Origin of the sequence: Methylosinus sp. RM1, assembly GCF_011378635.1 — a bacterium.
Classification (GTDB): domain Bacteria; phylum Pseudomonadota; class Alphaproteobacteria; order Rhizobiales; family Beijerinckiaceae; genus Methylosinus; species Methylosinus sporium.
Genome location: NZ_WOVC01000053.1, coordinates 1 through 15,162, shown reverse-complemented (window position 1 = coordinate 15,162; position 15,162 = coordinate 1). Strand labels below are relative to the sequence as shown.

Here is a 15,162-nt window from a genome sequence, read left to right as displayed (position 1 = left end):
CGATGATCCGATCGTCAAGCTGTCCGCCGTGACCGCCTGACCATTCCGGCCATAGCCGGAAATCCCGGTGTCGGCCTCGATCCAGCTACACCACGCTCTGGGACACGATCCACTCTTGACGTAATCCGTTCTATTGTTAGGATTAGGAGCCGATCCGTTGCAGCACAAAGCGCATCAAAATTCAGTGCACCCGACCGCTATCAACTAAACGCACGTGTTCAGATCGCACAAGCTAAATTAGCAGCCGCATTAAACAATCGCGCAATGTGGGATTGTGCATTCGCGAACCTCGAAAAAACAAAGATAGATTCAGCGTACCTTAATGAGCTTAGGATTGAGTGGGGCGGCTGAACGGCACGCGTGTAAATGCAGCCATTAGCATGTTTTAGTTGTGATCTAGACAAAGCTCGGAGGCGGGACAATCTCGGGTCATCCGTTCATAAGGATCGTTCGGCGACTGATATCGGCTTCGGGTCATACGCCCCGCCCCTGAACCCCGCCCCTTGACGCATCCTGAAAATATTCCTATATCCCTCCCACCTCCGCCCATGAAGGGCGCGTTTCTCGGGTCAGGGAGCGCGGGCGGGGGGCGGCTCCATCCGGGATGGCGACCCCCATCCATGGACAGGCAGCGCGTCGCCGGACGGCGTTCTTCTCCCGTCCATAGGGAGAAACAAGAACCGTTCGTGATCCCAGGCCGTAAGGCTCGATCGCGTCTTGAATGGGAAACCCCAGGATTCGCGGGCCAGACGACGCCTCCGGATGTCGACGAGAACGACAACCGCGTTTCGGGACGCTCTGGACCCGGATGATTTCCTCGCGCACCGGCCGAAGGGGCCGGAGCGTCCCGAACCGCCCTTCCCTCCCCGCCGCCGCGAGGCGCCGGGGCGCGCCCGCGCGGGCTGAATTTGTTCCTAGCCGCGCGTCATACCGTTTCCGGCGGTTCGCTTCGCGCGGCGTTCGCCGCCTTCCTTCTCCCCGCTCGCGGGGAGAAGGTGAGGATGAGGGGCTCGGGGCGCTTTCCGTCCGTGGCTCTCGCCCCGAGCCCCTCACCCCGGCCCTCTCCCCGCAGGCGGGGAGAGGGGGGAACGCGCCCCGAAGAGCTGAAAGCGCTCATCAGAGCGCGGTCGATGATCGGTCCCCGGCTTCGCCCGGCGCGCCGCCTCCGGTCAAACGGTCGCGCCAGCGCGCCGCGAAAGCGTCGAAAGACGCGGAATCGGCGAAGATCACATCGACACGCCACTCCACCGTCTCGACGCCCTCGTCCCACAGCCGGCTCTCCTGGCGCCAATGAAAGGACGGCCAGGCCGGGTTGCGATAGGCGGGGCTAGCCGGATAATCCGGCGGATGCAGCGAGGGACGGCCGAGCAGCTCGATCAGCCATTGCATGATCTCGGGCAGAAACGTGCAGCCGAAAGAGACGCCATGGCGATGAACGCGATGCACATCGCGCAAAATCGTCTGCTGAATCAAGGCCAGAGCCGGCGGCTGATCGGCCGCGCGAAACTCCCGCAGCGCCAGCAGCCGAAAGCCGCGCTCCAACAATTGCGCCGGAACGGCGCGGACGTCCCCGGCTCGCTCGTGCTCGTGCATCGCGACCCTGCAAAATGCTCGGCTGTCCCGGCGGAGGCCGAGACGCGCTCTCCGCACGCAAGCGCCATGCCCGATCCCCAGAACGATCGGATGAAAGACAATAATCCTCCCCCTCATGCTGAGGAGGCTCCGCAGGAGCCGTCTCGAAGCGCGAGGGGGAGCTCCAGATGGCCGCGCAGGAAGGTTCCCTCGTCCTTCGAGACGCCGCTTCGCGGCTCCTCAGGATGAGGAAACCTTCACCCGAGCGCCCTGGCGGCCCGATCCACGGACAAAAAAAAAAGCCGCCCGGACGAACCGGGCGGGGGAGGAAGTTTCACACCAACACGCGGAGAAGAGTGAAGAGAACCGCGTGAAGCTCTATTGCGTTCAGAGCGTGGCTCCGGCCGCAAAGCGCGGGATCACCGGGCCGCCGATCTCGACGCCGACGCGATTGCCCGACGGGCTGAAGAAGAACAGCAGGCCGCCGAACTGGCTGTCGGTGTCATAGGCGAGGTCCGAAAGGCGCTCGATGTCGAAGCGGGCGTCCTGGACGATGACCGTCAGATCGCGCGTTTCGCCGGGGGCGATCGGCGTCTCGTCGCTGACCGAAAGGCCGCGATCGGCGAGCAGATATTCGGGGAACTGCGGCCGCGTGGTGAACACCGCGGGATTGAGGAAGCGCAGGCCCGCCGTGGTGAATTCGCCGATCTTCACCGGCTCGGTTCCATTATTGGTCACCCGCAGCTTGACCGACAGCTCGCGGCCGGGGACCGTATAGGAGCCGCCCTTGAACTGCGCCGTCACAGTGGCCAAAGGCAGCGGAATCGGGTCGATGCCCTTCAGCAGGCCGGCCTGCATCGGCAGAGTGCGCGGGAAGGCGCTATTGGCCCAGGCGTAGCCGAACAGAACCGCCAGCATGGAGGCCGCCAGCCACAGGCCGCCGATGCGCTTCTCGCGCAGGGTGATGAGGTCGTTGGCCTTGCCGGCCTTCACCCACCAATAGCGCACGATGAGGCCCTTGGTCATGAACCAGTAGAGGATCCAGGCCGCCGCGGCCGCCATCCATGCGAAATGATAGATGTAGGTCCAGGTGATGCCATAGGTCTCGAGATCGATGGTCGAGCCGTCGAGCAAAGTCACCGGATTGGTGAAATTCGCCATGTCGCCCTTGATGGTGATCCACTCGCCGGGGCCGACGATGGGTCCGCCGCCTTCGACATTGACCTGCACATGGACGTGGAAACGCCCTTGCCGGCGGGCTTTGAGCACCAGCTTGTACTCATAGTCCTTGCCGACTTGCAGCGAGAAGGAGCGCGGCGCCGGCACGTCGCCGACATAGGCGCCTTTGCGGATCAGCACCGGGCCCGGCTCGCCGACGTTCAAAAAGGCGACGTCCGGCTTGGCGACGGCCTGCGGCCAGCCGGAGAAGACGTGCACCTTGCCGGACAGCACCATCTCTTCGTTGACGTTGACCTCGGTCTTCGACCATTTCACATCGTACCAGTTGAGCGTGCGCATACGCAGAAAGGCCTGCTGCGAGCGTTCGCCATGCGCCGATGCGGGCGTCGCCGCCGGCAGAGTGGTGGCGGCGATCGCCGCGGCGAGGCCGAAGGCCAGAGCGCGCAGCGCCCGCGGCCTCACGCATCCCGCCAGTGTCGCGAGGAGCTTGTTCATCATTTCGATCGGTCTCCCTTTTCCTTGTTTTCTCGGCCGCGCCGCCGCCATTGCGACGATGAGGCCTCTTGAAATTCTTGCGATCTCTTCGCGAAGCGGGCCGCTATTTGCGCCGGTCCGCCTCGCGCTGGCGAATGTCCGGGATCAGATTTCGTCGGCGTCGATATATTTGGTGTTCGAGAACCAGGTGCCGATCTTCCACCACAGGAAGTAGATCAGCATGGAAATGAAGGCGGAGAAGAAGGCCGCGACCGGAACAACGTCCTTGCCGAAGGTGCGCAGCGTGCCGCGCTCGACCATGCGGATATATTCCGGCGTGCCCGTGCGCACATAGTTGAAGCCGATGAGATCGGCGAGCGTCAGCAGCACGCCGTCGATCTCGGCGGACTGGTGATATTGCGCCAGCACCGGCCAGTTGATCGGATAGAACAGGAGGCCCCAGCCCATGGAGCCGACCAGCGCCGTCACCAGCCAGCTGCCCGACATCATCAGCACCACGTCGAGCCAGAAGCCCATGGGGATGAGCGCCGACGGGAACACGAGATTGATCGGGAAGAAGGTCCAGCCCCAGAAATTGTCGTAGCGGTTGATCCATTCGCCGACGAGCAGCGCGAGGCACGCGACCGTCGCGCCGATCGGCAGACGGAACTTCTGCCACAGGAAGGATTGCACCGCGGCGGCGAAGCACATTGCGACGATGGGCGCCACCGTCGGCCACATGCGGCGGTCCTTGAAGTCGATCCAGAAGTCCCAGTCGCCGGCGAGCAGCATATAGTGGATGTGGAAGGATCCGAGCACCACGGCGAATAGCACGACGAGGAGAATCCAATCGGTCAGCATCACGCAGCCGAGAAACTCCTCCCTCGATTTCCATGCCTTTCCGGCGGGCGCGCCGGCCTCTGTGGAAATGGACATTTTGCTTTTGCTCCTCGAGATTGTCGCCTCCCCGGCGCATCTCGCGCCGGATGTTTTTTCTGCTTGCCCCGCCTCCGTCGCGGCCGCGCGAGAGACACGGCCGCTCCGGGAGGAAGGGAGCGCGCTTTCGCGCGAGGGATCAGAGAGAAAGGGCGTCCTGCTCATATTCCTTGGAGAGCTCGATCACGCGATCGAGCACCTGGCAGGCGGTGCCGAAGACGGCGAGCGCGAACCAGCCGAAGAACACGAAGCCCCAATGCAGCGGCGCCGTGAACAGCTCCTCCATGAACCAGAAGGTATGACCCCACTCGTTGAGGCCGATGTTCGGGAAGATCATGAAGGGGCCCGCGAAGAACAGCAGGAAGGGCAGAGAGATTTTCTTCGCGAATTGCGGAATGCGCGTGCGCGCATACATGAAGGCGCCCCAGCCGGCGATGATGTAGATCGGATAGCTGAGGTAGAACTCCAGAATATGGCTCGGCGTGAAGTCGGTGTCGCGAATGACCGTCTGATGCCAAGTGCCGTCCTGCTCGGTGAAGTAGGAGGCGCCCCAATAGACGGTGAAAGCGTAGATCGCGAGCCAGCCGATCAGCGTCAGCAGACGGCGCATCTCCTCGCGCGGCGCGACAGCGTCGATATTGCGGTCGCGCGTTTTCCAGAGATAGCCGCCGATGCCGCAGAAGGCGATGAATTCGAGCGGCAGCTCGGTCCACATCAGATTGAGCCAATAGGTCTGAAATTCGGGAGCGAAAGAATCGAGGCCCGCCTTCCAGCCGAAATACTGCTCATAAATGCGGATCGCCACGTAGAAGACGAAGAGACAGATCATCGTCCAATAGGCTGGCCAGTAATTGACGATGGTGTCTTTCTCAGCGGCCCGGACGGAGCCGGCCGCTTTCTCTGTTGTCAGGCTCATTGTCGTTTTCCTCCTCTTTGAAAGACGTCATCCGTTCGAGACGGTCTCCCGCCGCCCCGTATGACGCCTCTTCTCCCTATGGCGCGGTTCCTCGCGAGACCCTTTTCCCTCGGCCGCGCGACGCCGAGCGCGCGAGGCCGGTCGCCGGACCATTTCCGCGCCGCGCCTCTTTGCAGTAGAGCCCGAAAGCTCTTCGCAGCATCGGAACCTATCATGTCGAGCGCAGCAGTTGTCAATTGATCATAAAGAATACATATGCGACATTATGCTGCATATACTGTATTAAATACTTATACTACATAATAATATGATATTTCATATTATAAAAAATGAGACACGCCGGCTATATGCAGAATTTTAGCTGCACATTTGAATGATACTAGCTATCAAAATGTGAGATTTATTTATTTTCTAAGTACTGCGACATTGTGACGCCCACATATTCTTATTGTGACTCGGCTCGTCTTGGATCAAGAGAGAGGAGCGCGCCCGTCCACGAGAGGCGGCGATCGACCAATCAAAAACGGGAGGAGCAAGCTCACATGCTGCACAAAGTCCAAGAGCTCAAATGGGTCGTGCTGTGGATTCTCGTCACGATCTTCGTATTCGCGATCTTCATCCCGACGGTGAACAGAGCGCTCAATCTCTGACCGCATCGCGCATCGCGCTTTGGCGCGCTCGTCCGGGCCTCGCTCGAGAGCGGCCCGGACACCGCAGCCTCCCGGACACAGCCCTTTGCCGCGCCTCCGCCCTGAAGAGCAAACGACTACGTACGGTTATGCGATCCACTGAGTCGGCGAAACTCTACGCTGCGACATTATGTAGCAAGACTGCGACTATTCGATTCGAGGTCGCCGCTTTTGCTATTTTGAACTGTTCCAATTCCGTGAAACTTCGTCGAAATGCGCGGTTTTCTTGGGATTTCGCGCCGCGAGCCGCGCGAAGACACGGCCTCGGCGACGCAGAGCCCGCCGATCTCGCTCCACGAAGGCGTGCAGCCTGTGCAAAATCGAACATTGTCTTCGGTTTTGTAATCATGAGAAAAAGTGCCATGCGGCGACGCGCGCGGCGACAAAACGGGCGAGCGCGCGAAGCTCGAGGTTCAGTCTGCACGAGGAACGCCTGGAAATGAGCGGAAATGTTCTCGACCCCGACCATCCCCGCCTGGCTCCGGCGCCCGAACGCAAGCTCGAGACGTCGATTGGACGCGAGAGACGCAGCCGGCGCCCGGATGAGAATCGCCATCGCGAGGAGGTCATTCGCGAGGTGCTCACGCGCGAGGGCGAACGCCTGTCGCAAGAGGTCATTCGCAAATTGACGAGCGATCTCGGCGTTTCCCGCGCCACCGCCTATCGCATGATCAAGACCTTCCGCAGCTGCGGCGCCGTCACCGCGCCTATGACGCGTCCGGTCGGCCGTCCCAAGGGCGCGCGCGTGCTCGATTCGGCGCGCGAGACGCTCATTCGCGACGCCATAGAGACCTTCTATCTACAGCCCTCGCGGCCGAAGTTCAGCCAGCTCGTGCGCGAGATCGCAAAGCGTTGCCTGAAGGAGCGGCTGCCGGCGCCCAATTGGCGAACCATCAAAGCGCGCGTGCACGATATCGACATTCAGACGCGTACGCGGCGACGCAGCGAAACCGAATAGAGCAAACAGCGGCGAGCAAAGGTGCGGAAGAGATCAGAGGCCACACGGCCGCTCGAGGCCGTTCAGATCGATCACGCAAAAGTCGATGTGATGATCGTCGACGAAGACGCCGGCCGGGACATCGGCCGGCCCTGGATCACGCTCGGCGTCGACGCTTTCACGCGTATGGCGACGGGCTTCTCGCTTTCTTTGGCGCCGCCCACGCGGCTTTCGGCGAGCTTTTGCATTCTCCATTCCGTCTGCGAGAAGACGCGCTGGCTGGAGGAGCGCGGAATCGGCTTCGAATGGCCGGTCGCCGGATTGCCGGAGACGATCCATGTCGATTCCAACAGCTTCTTCGGTCGCCGCGCCTTTGTGCGCGCCTGCCGCGAGACGGGCATAGAGACGATCTGGAGCGAGCCCGCCGGCGCGCGCTATGGCGCGCATATAGAAGAGCTGGTCGGCAATCGCCTGGGCTGCATCCCGCTCGTCACCAATGTCGGCCCGATGGAGCGCGGCGAGCGCGATCTCTATGTGGGGCCCCATGCGCAACGCCTCACTCTGAGCGAGCTCGAGAGCTGGCTCGCCGCCGAAATCGCCGGCGTCTATCATTGCCGCAAGCATCGCGATCTTTGCCGTGCGCCGCTGACGCTGTGGCGCAAGCATATGCGTTCCGATCTGCTGCGAATGCCGCTCGATTGCGTGAATTTCCGCCTGTCGCTGCTGCCGGACGAGGAAGGCGCGCTGGCGGAGGACGGCCTGCATCTCTTCGGCCGCCTCTATTGGTCGCGCGCGCTCGCCGATGATTTCGCGGCCGGGCGCCGGCGCATCGAGGCCCGCTACGACCCGCGCGACCTCTCGCGCATTTTCCTGCGCCGCCCTTCGGGCCGATTCGTGAAGGCGCGCGAGATGCGGCGTTTCGAGCCGCTGCGCGAAGACGAATCGGATTTGGGCGCGCTCGCCGTCGCCGCGACCTCCGATCGTCGTGCGGTAGCGACGCGCCGCGAATCGACCATTGCTCCGCCTTTCGTTTCTCCCCTCTGCGAAGAGGCGCCGTCGAGCGACCTCGGCTTATGCGAGGACTCGGCCGGCCGCTCCTTCGTGACCGGCGAAGCGGCGACGCTATGCGTGCGCAAATGCGCCGAGGCCTGCCCTTTCACATTCGCCGATCGCTGAACGGAGAGCGGGAGATTCGCGGCGTCAGCCGCCACTCTCCCGCCGCCGGCGAATGAGCCCCGCCGTCGATCCGTCGAGCCCATCGAGCGGCGCATTCTTATTCTCGACGATCGGCGCCAAACGATTGGCCAGCTCCTTGCCGAGCTCCACACCCCATTGATCGAAGGGGTTGATGTCCCAGATCGCCGATTGCACGAAAACCTTGTGCTCATAGAGCGCGACGAGACGCCCGAGCGTGCGCGGATCGAGCTTCGAATAGAGCAGCACGCTGCTCGGCCGATCGCCAGTGAACACCTTGTGCGGCGCCAGCGCCTCGACACGCGCAACGTCCAGCCCCGCGGCGGCGAGCTGCGCTTTCGCCTCGGCGAGCGTACGCCCGCGCATAAAGGCCTCGCTCTGCGCGAGGCAATTGGCGAAGAGCAGCGCGTGATGATGCGCGTCGGCGTCGATCGGCTCGGCGGCGATGAGGAAATCGATCGGCGTGACGTCGGTTCCCTGATGCAGCAGCTGGAAAAAAGCGTGCTGACCATTGGTTCCCGGCTCGCCGAAGACGATCGGCCCTGTCGCGAATTCCGCGACGCCGCCGTCGCGCGCCGCCGATTTGCCGTTCGACTCCATGTCGAGCTGTTGCAGATAGGCGGGAAAACGCGCGAGGCGCTGATCATAGGGAATGATCGCCTGCGCCGCCCTGCCCTCGACGTCGCGGTGAAACACGCCGATCAGCCCCATCAGCGCCGGTATGTTGCGCTCGAGCGGCGCGCTGCGGAAATGCGCGTCCATGTCGGAGCCGCCGCGTAGAAATTCCGTGAAATTCTCCGGGCCGATGGCGATGACGAGCGAGAGGCCGATCGCCGACCATATGGAATAGCGACCGCCGACCCAATCCCAAAAGCCGAAGACGCGCGACGGATCGACGCCAAATTCCGCGACCTTGTCGAGCCGCGTCGACACGGCGGCGAAATGCGCCGCCACCGCAGCCTCCCCCAATTTCTCCACGATGAAAGCGCGCGCCAGAGCGGCGTTTGCCATCGTCTCCTGTGTCGTGAATGTCTTGGAAGAGACGACGAACAATGTGCGCGCCGGATCGAGGCCGGCGAGCGTATCCGCCATATCGGCGCCGTCGACATTGGAGACGAAATGCGCGCGCGGTCCTTTGGCGAAAGGCGAGAGCGCGCGCACGGCCATGGCCGGGCCGAGATCGGAGCCGCCGATGCCGATATTGACGATATCGGTGAAGGGCGCGCCTCCGGCGCCGCGCAATTCGCCCGAGCGCAGCGCGCGCGCAAAGGCGTAGACTTTCTCGCGCTCCGCCTCGATCGCGCCGCGCATATTCTCGCCGCCGACGATCAGCGGGCGATCCGAGAGATCGCGCAGCGCCCAATGGGCGGCGGCGCGGCCCTCGGTGAGATTGATGGGCGCGCCGGAAAACAGCGCCGCGCGCGCGCCTTCGAGATCGGCGGCGCGGGCGAGCGCGACGAGAAGACGCAAAGTCTCGCCATCGATGCGGTGCTTGGAGAAATCGAAAAGGAAATCGTCGAGCGCCACAGAAAATTTCGCGAAACGATCGGCTTCGGCGGCGAACAGATCGAGCGTGCGCGCGGCGCGCAAAATCCGCGCCCGCTCCTGCAGCGCCGCCATCGCTTCGAGAACGCGCGGACGGGACATGGGTTTCCTCCCGGAACGACGGCGACGCTCGCGGCGCGCCGCTTCGTTATTGTCTTCTCGGCCTTCCGCCGGAACGCGCGCCTTTGCGGCGCAACATGCTCTCGACGCACGCAATTGCGCGAATCAATTCGCCGCCCGACCTCGGCAGCCATATACGCCTGTTGCTTTCTGACTGTATTATGACACTTACATGTGTGATTTATATCGTTCAGATGACAGACGGAGGAGCCTCGGTGCGGCAAATTCCTTTCCTGGACGTGCGGGACGGCGGGCCGATCGCCCATGCGACGGCGCGCATCGCTGCGGCCGAGGCGCTGCGCGACGCCTGCCTCGCGCCCATGCCGCGCTGGGGCCATGTCTGTCTCGCGCCGCTCGATCGGCTGGCGCGATCCTGGCTGCAGAAATCCGCCTCCCGCTATTTCGAGGATTTGGAGCGCATCGCCGAGATATTGGGGTTCCATGGCGCGGCCACTCTCAACATGTCCTATCTCTTCGCCTGCACCACCCGAGCCTTCGTCGGGCCGGACGGCGCGCCCATGATCCGACGCTCGCTCGACTGGCCCTTTCGCGGGCTCGGCCGCGGCGTCGAGATCGCCTGGGCCGCCGGGACGGCGGGCGGCTTCTACAATGTGACTTGGCCGGGAGCGGTCGGCGTTCTCACTGCAATGGCGCCGGGCCGCTTCTCGGCCGTGATCAATCAGGCGCCGATGCGCCGCCGCATCGACGGCCTCGCCGCCTTCCCTTACGATTTCGCGCTCAATCTCGCCAATGCGCTGAAATGTGAGACCGGCTGGCCGCCGGATCATCTCCTGCGCTACGCCTTCGAGACTTGCGCGACATTCGAGGAGGCGGTCGCTCTGCTGGCGCGCGAGCCGCTGGCGCGGCCGGTGCTGTTCACGCTGACCGGAACGAAGCCGCAGGAGATCGCGCTGATCGAGCGGACCGAACGCGACGCCAATGTGCTGCGCGGCCCGGTCATCGTCGCCAATGATTGGCAGCAGCCGCGCCCCGGCTGGCGCGGCCGCATGGGGCCGGAAAACAACGAGGCCCGTCGCGCGCTGATGCGGCGAACCCCGGCCGACGCCGCACCCTTCGCCTGGGCGATCCCGCCCGTGCTCAATCATACGACCCGCCTCGTCGTCGAGATGACCTCCGCCCGCGCGGATGGCCTCGCCGCGCGCGGCTATGAATGCGCGCCCTGGCGGAGCCTGCCGGAGCCGGCGACGGCGGACTTCCGCCTCGGCGACGGCGCAGCCGCCCTCGCCGCATGATTGCTTGCACCGCGTGATTATTTCGGCGCCGCCGCGCGCCTCAGCCGATCATTGATCGCCTCGCCGAGCCCATGCGCCGGAATCGGCGCCACAGCGACGGCGCGCGCCCCGCCCGCGTCCAGCTCACGCAGATAGAGGAAGAGATTGGCCGCCGCCTCGGCGAGATCGGCGGATGGGGACAAATCCAAGATCGGTCCCTCCCCGCCCCGCTCGGCGAGGCGGCCGCCGAAATCGAGCCCGGCCTCGCCCGCGCGCAGCTCTTCGGCCTCCAGCCGCAGCCGCGCCATTGGCGCATAATGGGAGGCGGTCATCCCCGGCGCGACGACCGCCGCCGCGCCGCCCTCGCCCTCCAGCGGCGCGCCCAAGACCTGCTCCAGCGCCTCCCGCGCCAAGGCGCCCGGCCGCAGCAGCCGCGGCCGCGCGCCGAGAAAGGCCACGATCGTCGATTCGACGCCTTTGTCCGCGCGCCCGCCGTCGATGACGAGATCGACCCTCGGCCCGATATCCCCCAGCACATGCGCCGCCGTCACCGGGCTGACATGGCCCGAGCGATTGGCCGAAGGCGCGGCAATGGGCCGCCCCGCCGCCAGAATCAGCGCCCGCGCCACCGGCGCCGAGGGAGCCCGCAGAGCGACGCTCTCGAGGCCGGCGCGGGCGAGCTCGCAGACCGAGCCGCCCGCCGCCCGCGGCGCCACCAAGGTCAGCGGCCCCGGCCAAAAGGCCTCGGCGAGCCGCAGCGCCGCCGGCGACAGCTCCGCCTCCCGCCGCGCGGCGTCGATGTCGGCGACATGGGCGATGAGCGGATTGAAGCTCGGCCGTCCCTTGGCGGCGTAGATTTTCGCCACCGCCTCCGCCGAAGTCGCATCCGCGCCGAGCCCATAGACCGTCTCGGTCGGGAAAGCGACCAATCCGCCCTCCCGCAAAATTCGCCCGCCTCTCTCGATCGCCTCCTCGCCCGCCGGCGCGACCCGCGCCGCGCCATCCTCGCCGCGCGTCATCGCGTCCCGCCATAGGGGGGCGCCGGAATGGCGATATGCGCCGCCCGCAACGCCCGCGACCAGCTCTCGCGCAAATCCCGGAAATAAGGATCGGAGCCGTCTATGCGGGTCGAGACGTCGGTGCGCAGCGCATCCCGACGCAAAAGCGCGATATCGACCGGCAGGCCCACGGAGAGATTGGAGCGAATCGTCGAATCCATCGAGATGAGCCCGATCTTGAGCGCGTCGAGCACGTCGGTGTCGAAAGAGACAGCACGGTCGAGGATCGGCTTGCCGTATTTGTGCTCGCCGATCTGCAGATAAGGCGTGTCCTGCGTGCATTCGATGAAATTGCCGGCCGTATAGACCATGAACAGCCGCAGCGGGCCGGAGCCGATCTGCCCGCCGAACAGCAGTGACACGTCGAAGCTGACGCCGGAATCCTCCGCCCCCTCCCCCGCCATGGCGTGCGAGCGCCGCACCGCGCGGCCGACGAGTTGCGCCGCCTCCAACATGCCGGGCGCGTCGACGAGCCGCTCGATCTCGTGCGTCTCGGGGTTTTCGAGCCCCTCGGCGAGCAGAGTGACGGCGCCCTGGGTGACGGAGAGATTGCCCGCGGTGGCGAGCATCATGACGCGCTCGCCCGGCTGCTCGAAGACGTGGAGCTTGCGGAAGGTCGAGATATTGTCGAGCCCCGCATTGGTGCGGGTGTCGGCGATCATGACGAGGCCGCCGCGCACGAGAATGCCACAACAATAGGTCATCGCCGCTCCGATAGCTACCGCCCGGTTCCGACGCCGGGCGCGTCCGGAGGGCGGGCGGGCGCAACTTAGCGCATCGCAAAGGATTTGACCGCGCGAAATTCGGCGAGCGCCCAATTTTCGATCGGGCGTTGCGGCGCGGCGCGAATCCGCTATAGGAACACTATTCCCGGCCGAAACGGCGGCTGGGCCGGTAGCTCAATGGTTAGAGCCGGCCGCTCATAACGGTCTGGTTGCAGGTTCGAGTCCTGCCCGGCCCACCAGGGAGGCCCGTTGCGCCGCGTAAATCGCTGAAAATAAAAAGTTTGATGCCGTCGCCCGGCTCTTGCGCCCGCAAGAACTGCATAACATAATGCAGCACATGGACGACGAAATGCCCTTTGCGTCCCATATCGTGAAACGCGGCCGCATGTACCAATACGTGCGTCGTGTCCCGGAGGATATTGCCGACCGCTTCCCCTACTCCCGCATCCAGCGCTCCCTCCGGACGCCGGAAAAAGCCCGCGCCTTCGAGGCCGCGGCGAGGGTGCACGCCGAGGTCGAGCAGCAGTTCGCCCACGCCCGCCGCAACAAGGGCGCGACCCTCGATCTCACGCCCGTCGACGATTGGGAGTGGCCCGATTGGCGCCTCCTCGCCGACTGGTTCAAGGCGATCCTCATCGAGGACGATTGGCAGGCTCGCTCGAGGCAGCTTCCGGGCGCCGCCTTCGACACGGGCGTCACGCGCAGCCTCTTTTGGCGCGACAGCACGGTGGCGCAAGCCCATCTCGATCTGCGGGCGACTCTTCGCGAGATGACGATCAGCCGTTATGCGGAAGAGCGCATCGGCTACGTCCAGAGCATCGTCCGCCGCCTGGGCGTCCCCGTGTCGAAATCCTCCCCCTATTTCGAGCGCTTCATGGGCGCGTGTCTGCGCGCGGAACTCGAATATCTCACGGTCTTTTTCGATCGCGAGGGCGGCCGGATGGAGGAAGCGCCCCACCCCGACACCATCAAAGGCAAGTGGCGAAAGGCGGCGGAGCAGCTCCGCGAGCAACGCGCCATCTCGCTCGGCATCGACATCACGAAAACCAAGAAGGCCGGCAAAACGCTGACCGACTGTTTCGAGCAATGGAAGCGCGATCGTCAGCAGGCCAATAAGAAAACCACCCGCCACGGAGCCGACGAGAAAGAACTAGCGATCGAGGATTTTCAGAAGCACGCTCGCGTGCGCGACATCGGCGAGATCACGCGTGCGCACATCATCGCCTTCCGCGACCACCTTTTCACGACGGGCCTGAAGACGCCGACCGTGAACAAACGCGTCGGCCAGATCACAACGCTGCTCGCGACGGCGCAAAGAGCGGGCTGGATCGATACGGCCATCACCGGCGGCATCTATATCGAGATCCCCGCAGGCACGAACGAGCGCGAGCCCTTCGATAGAGCAGAGCTGGACCTCGTCTTCGGCCAGGACGTGTTTCGGAAAGGAGTCCGCTCGGAAAACCCCAAGGCCGGCGGCGAGCTGGAGTTCTGGATACCTCTCGTTTCGCTCACCAGCGGCCTCATCTCGTCCGAGATCATTCAGCTCGGACCGGACACGGTCGTCCCCCACCCCGACCACCCGGAGATCATCTGCTTCGAAGTCTCGAATGCAGGCGGCCGATCGATCAAGGCCCATGCGAGGAAGCGCTATGTGCCGGTGCGGAAAGAGCTGCTGAATGGCGGCTTCCTGGCGCTCGTCGAGAACGCTCGCCAAAAGGGATGGAAAACCTTGTGGGCGGCCGCCGAGCAGAAGGCGAGCGTCACCTCGGTCTCGAACATGTTTTCCTCGTTCTGGAGCGATCGACTTCGTAACGAGCTGTCGATCAAAGATCCGCTGAAAACCCTTTACTCTCTGCGGCATAATTTCCGCGACGCGCTCTCCGCCGCCGGCGCAACCCAATATGAAAAGGACCAGCTCATGGGGCATGCGGAGGCCGGCACCGGCAAGAAATACGGGACAAAGAAAAAGCCGCGCGTCGTGGACATAGTGAGGCTGAATGAATTGATTCAATCGCTGGCATGGCCGTTACTCGGCCGCATCGAATGGCCGTCACCATAGCAAGTAGAATCTGACAACAACCAACCAGACCACGTCATTCGGCTCAAAGTCCTCCCGCCCCAGCCAGAATTCCGCAAATCGTTGGAATCACTTGAAAATCGCCTCAGCTGGGGCGCGTTTCCACATCCGTGTGACACATGGCTGGTACACCACGGAGATTTTCGTGCCCGCCATCCCCCATGTCGTGCGTCGCGGCGCATACTATTATTGGCGGCGTCGACTGCCGTCGGCCCTTGCCGAATCGAGAAATTCTGCGACCCTGATTCTCGGCCTGCGCACCAGCAACCCCGGGAGAGCGCGCTACCTCGCGGGCCAGATTTCCGCGCTCGCCGATCGTTGTTTCTTTCCGGCCGCCATGACCAGTCGCCTCTCCCAGCAGCAAATCCAGAAAGTGTTCCGCATCGTCTTCACACAACACCTCGACAAGCTCGAGGCCGTGGCGGCGCGCGAACGCGCGGAGGACGATTTCGATCCTGAGAAGAGCCGCCGCAGCGAGCGCGTGATGGGCCACGTCTATCGCCTGCTC

General features: G+C 64.1%; 12 protein-coding genes, 1 tRNA gene and 1 pseudogene. 7 read left to right on the top strand and 7 right to left on the bottom strand.

Annotated elements, in window-relative coordinates:
* Positions 1 to 1,116: 1,116 nt before the first annotated feature.
* The 4 genes from FMZ75_RS19595 to amoC form a co-directional block, all read right to left on the bottom strand.
* Positions 1,117 to 1,593 (bottom strand): hypothetical protein, encoded by a 477-nt coding sequence (locus tag FMZ75_RS19595; RefSeq protein ID WP_166145627.1) that lies wholly within the window; start codon positions 1,591 to 1,593, stop codon positions 1,117 to 1,119.
* Positions 1,594 to 1,959: 366 nt separating this feature from the next.
* Entirely contained in the window at positions 1,960 to 3,246 is a 1,287-nt protein-coding gene (gene amoB, locus FMZ75_RS19590) for a bacterial ammonia monooxygenase, subunit AmoB (protein WP_207783540.1), read from the bottom strand.
* 144 nt (positions 3,247 to 3,390) lie between these two features.
* Positions 3,391 to 4,161 carry a bacterial ammonia monooxygenase, subunit AmoA gene (gene amoA, locus FMZ75_RS19585; RefSeq protein WP_207783539.1) on the bottom strand — a complete coding sequence of 257 codons (771 nt, stop codon included), beginning with the start codon at positions 4,159 to 4,161 and terminating at the stop codon, positions 3,391 to 3,393.
* Positions 4,162 to 4,300: 139 nt separating this feature from the next.
* Positions 4,301 to 5,077: a bacterial ammonia monooxygenase, subunit AmoC gene (gene amoC / locus FMZ75_RS19580; RefSeq protein WP_108917548.1), complete on the bottom strand. Its 777-nt coding sequence runs from the start codon at positions 5,075 to 5,077 to the stop codon at positions 4,301 to 4,303.
* Between the two features lie 1,128 nt (positions 5,078 to 6,205).
* Here amoC and FMZ75_RS19575 point away from each other — a divergent pair.
* Complete coding sequence (locus FMZ75_RS19575) at positions 6,206 to 6,724, top strand: transposase (RefSeq protein WP_108917547.1); 519 nt, start codon at positions 6,206 to 6,208, stop codon at positions 6,722 to 6,724.
* Between the two features lie 21 nt (positions 6,725 to 6,745).
* On the top strand, positions 6,746 to 7,879 hold the full coding sequence (locus FMZ75_RS22295) for a Mu transposase C-terminal domain-containing protein (protein ID WP_166145624.1): 1,134 nt from the start codon (positions 6,746 to 6,748) through the stop codon (positions 7,877 to 7,879).
* A gap of 24 nt (positions 7,880 to 7,903) precedes the next feature.
* Here the strand turns inward: FMZ75_RS22295 and pgi are convergent, their stop codons facing one another.
* The gene (gene pgi / locus FMZ75_RS19565) at positions 7,904 to 9,544 is read right to left on the bottom strand and encodes a glucose-6-phosphate isomerase (RefSeq protein WP_166145619.1); all 1,641 of its coding nucleotides are present in this window, start codon (positions 9,542 to 9,544) and stop codon (positions 7,904 to 7,906) included.
* A 233-nt stretch (positions 9,545 to 9,777) separates the two neighbouring features.
* Between pgi and FMZ75_RS19560 the strand changes: the two genes are divergently transcribed.
* A complete protein-coding gene (locus FMZ75_RS19560; RefSeq protein ID WP_166145616.1) occupies positions 9,778 to 10,815 on the top strand; it encodes a hypothetical protein in 1,038 nt (345 codons plus the stop codon).
* 17 nt (positions 10,816 to 10,832) lie between these two features.
* On the opposite strand, the gene FMZ75_RS19555 is transcribed toward FMZ75_RS19560, so the two are convergent.
* On the bottom strand, positions 10,833 to 11,813 hold the full coding sequence (locus FMZ75_RS19555) for an L-threonylcarbamoyladenylate synthase (protein ID WP_166145613.1): 981 nt from the start codon (positions 11,811 to 11,813) through the stop codon (positions 10,833 to 10,835).
* Positions 11,810 to 12,556: a peptidase gene (locus tag FMZ75_RS19550; RefSeq protein WP_142861456.1), complete on the bottom strand. Its 747-nt coding sequence runs from the start codon at positions 12,554 to 12,556 to the stop codon at positions 11,810 to 11,812. Before FMZ75_RS19550 ends, FMZ75_RS19555 begins: the two co-directional genes overlap by 4 nt.
* A gap of 184 nt (positions 12,557 to 12,740) precedes the next feature.
* Here FMZ75_RS19550 and FMZ75_RS19545 point away from each other — a divergent pair.
* The 4 genes and pseudogenes from FMZ75_RS19545 to FMZ75_RS19535 form a co-directional block, all read left to right on the top strand.
* Positions 12,741 to 12,816: transfer RNA gene (locus FMZ75_RS19545), tRNA-Ile, on the top strand.
* 89 nt (positions 12,817 to 12,905) lie between these two features.
* A pseudogene (locus FMZ75_RS22290) lies at positions 12,906 to 13,109 on the top strand (DUF6538 domain-containing protein); the annotation flags it as partial.
* Positions 13,110 to 13,346: 237 nt separating this feature from the next.
* A complete protein-coding gene (locus tag FMZ75_RS19540; RefSeq protein WP_166145610.1) occupies positions 13,347 to 14,636 on the top strand; it encodes a phage integrase SAM-like domain-containing protein in 1,290 nt (429 codons plus the stop codon).
* Between the two features lie 91 nt (positions 14,637 to 14,727).
* On the top strand, positions 14,728 to 15,162 hold a 435-nt coding region (locus FMZ75_RS19535), incomplete at its 3' end, for a DUF6538 domain-containing protein (protein ID WP_207783537.1).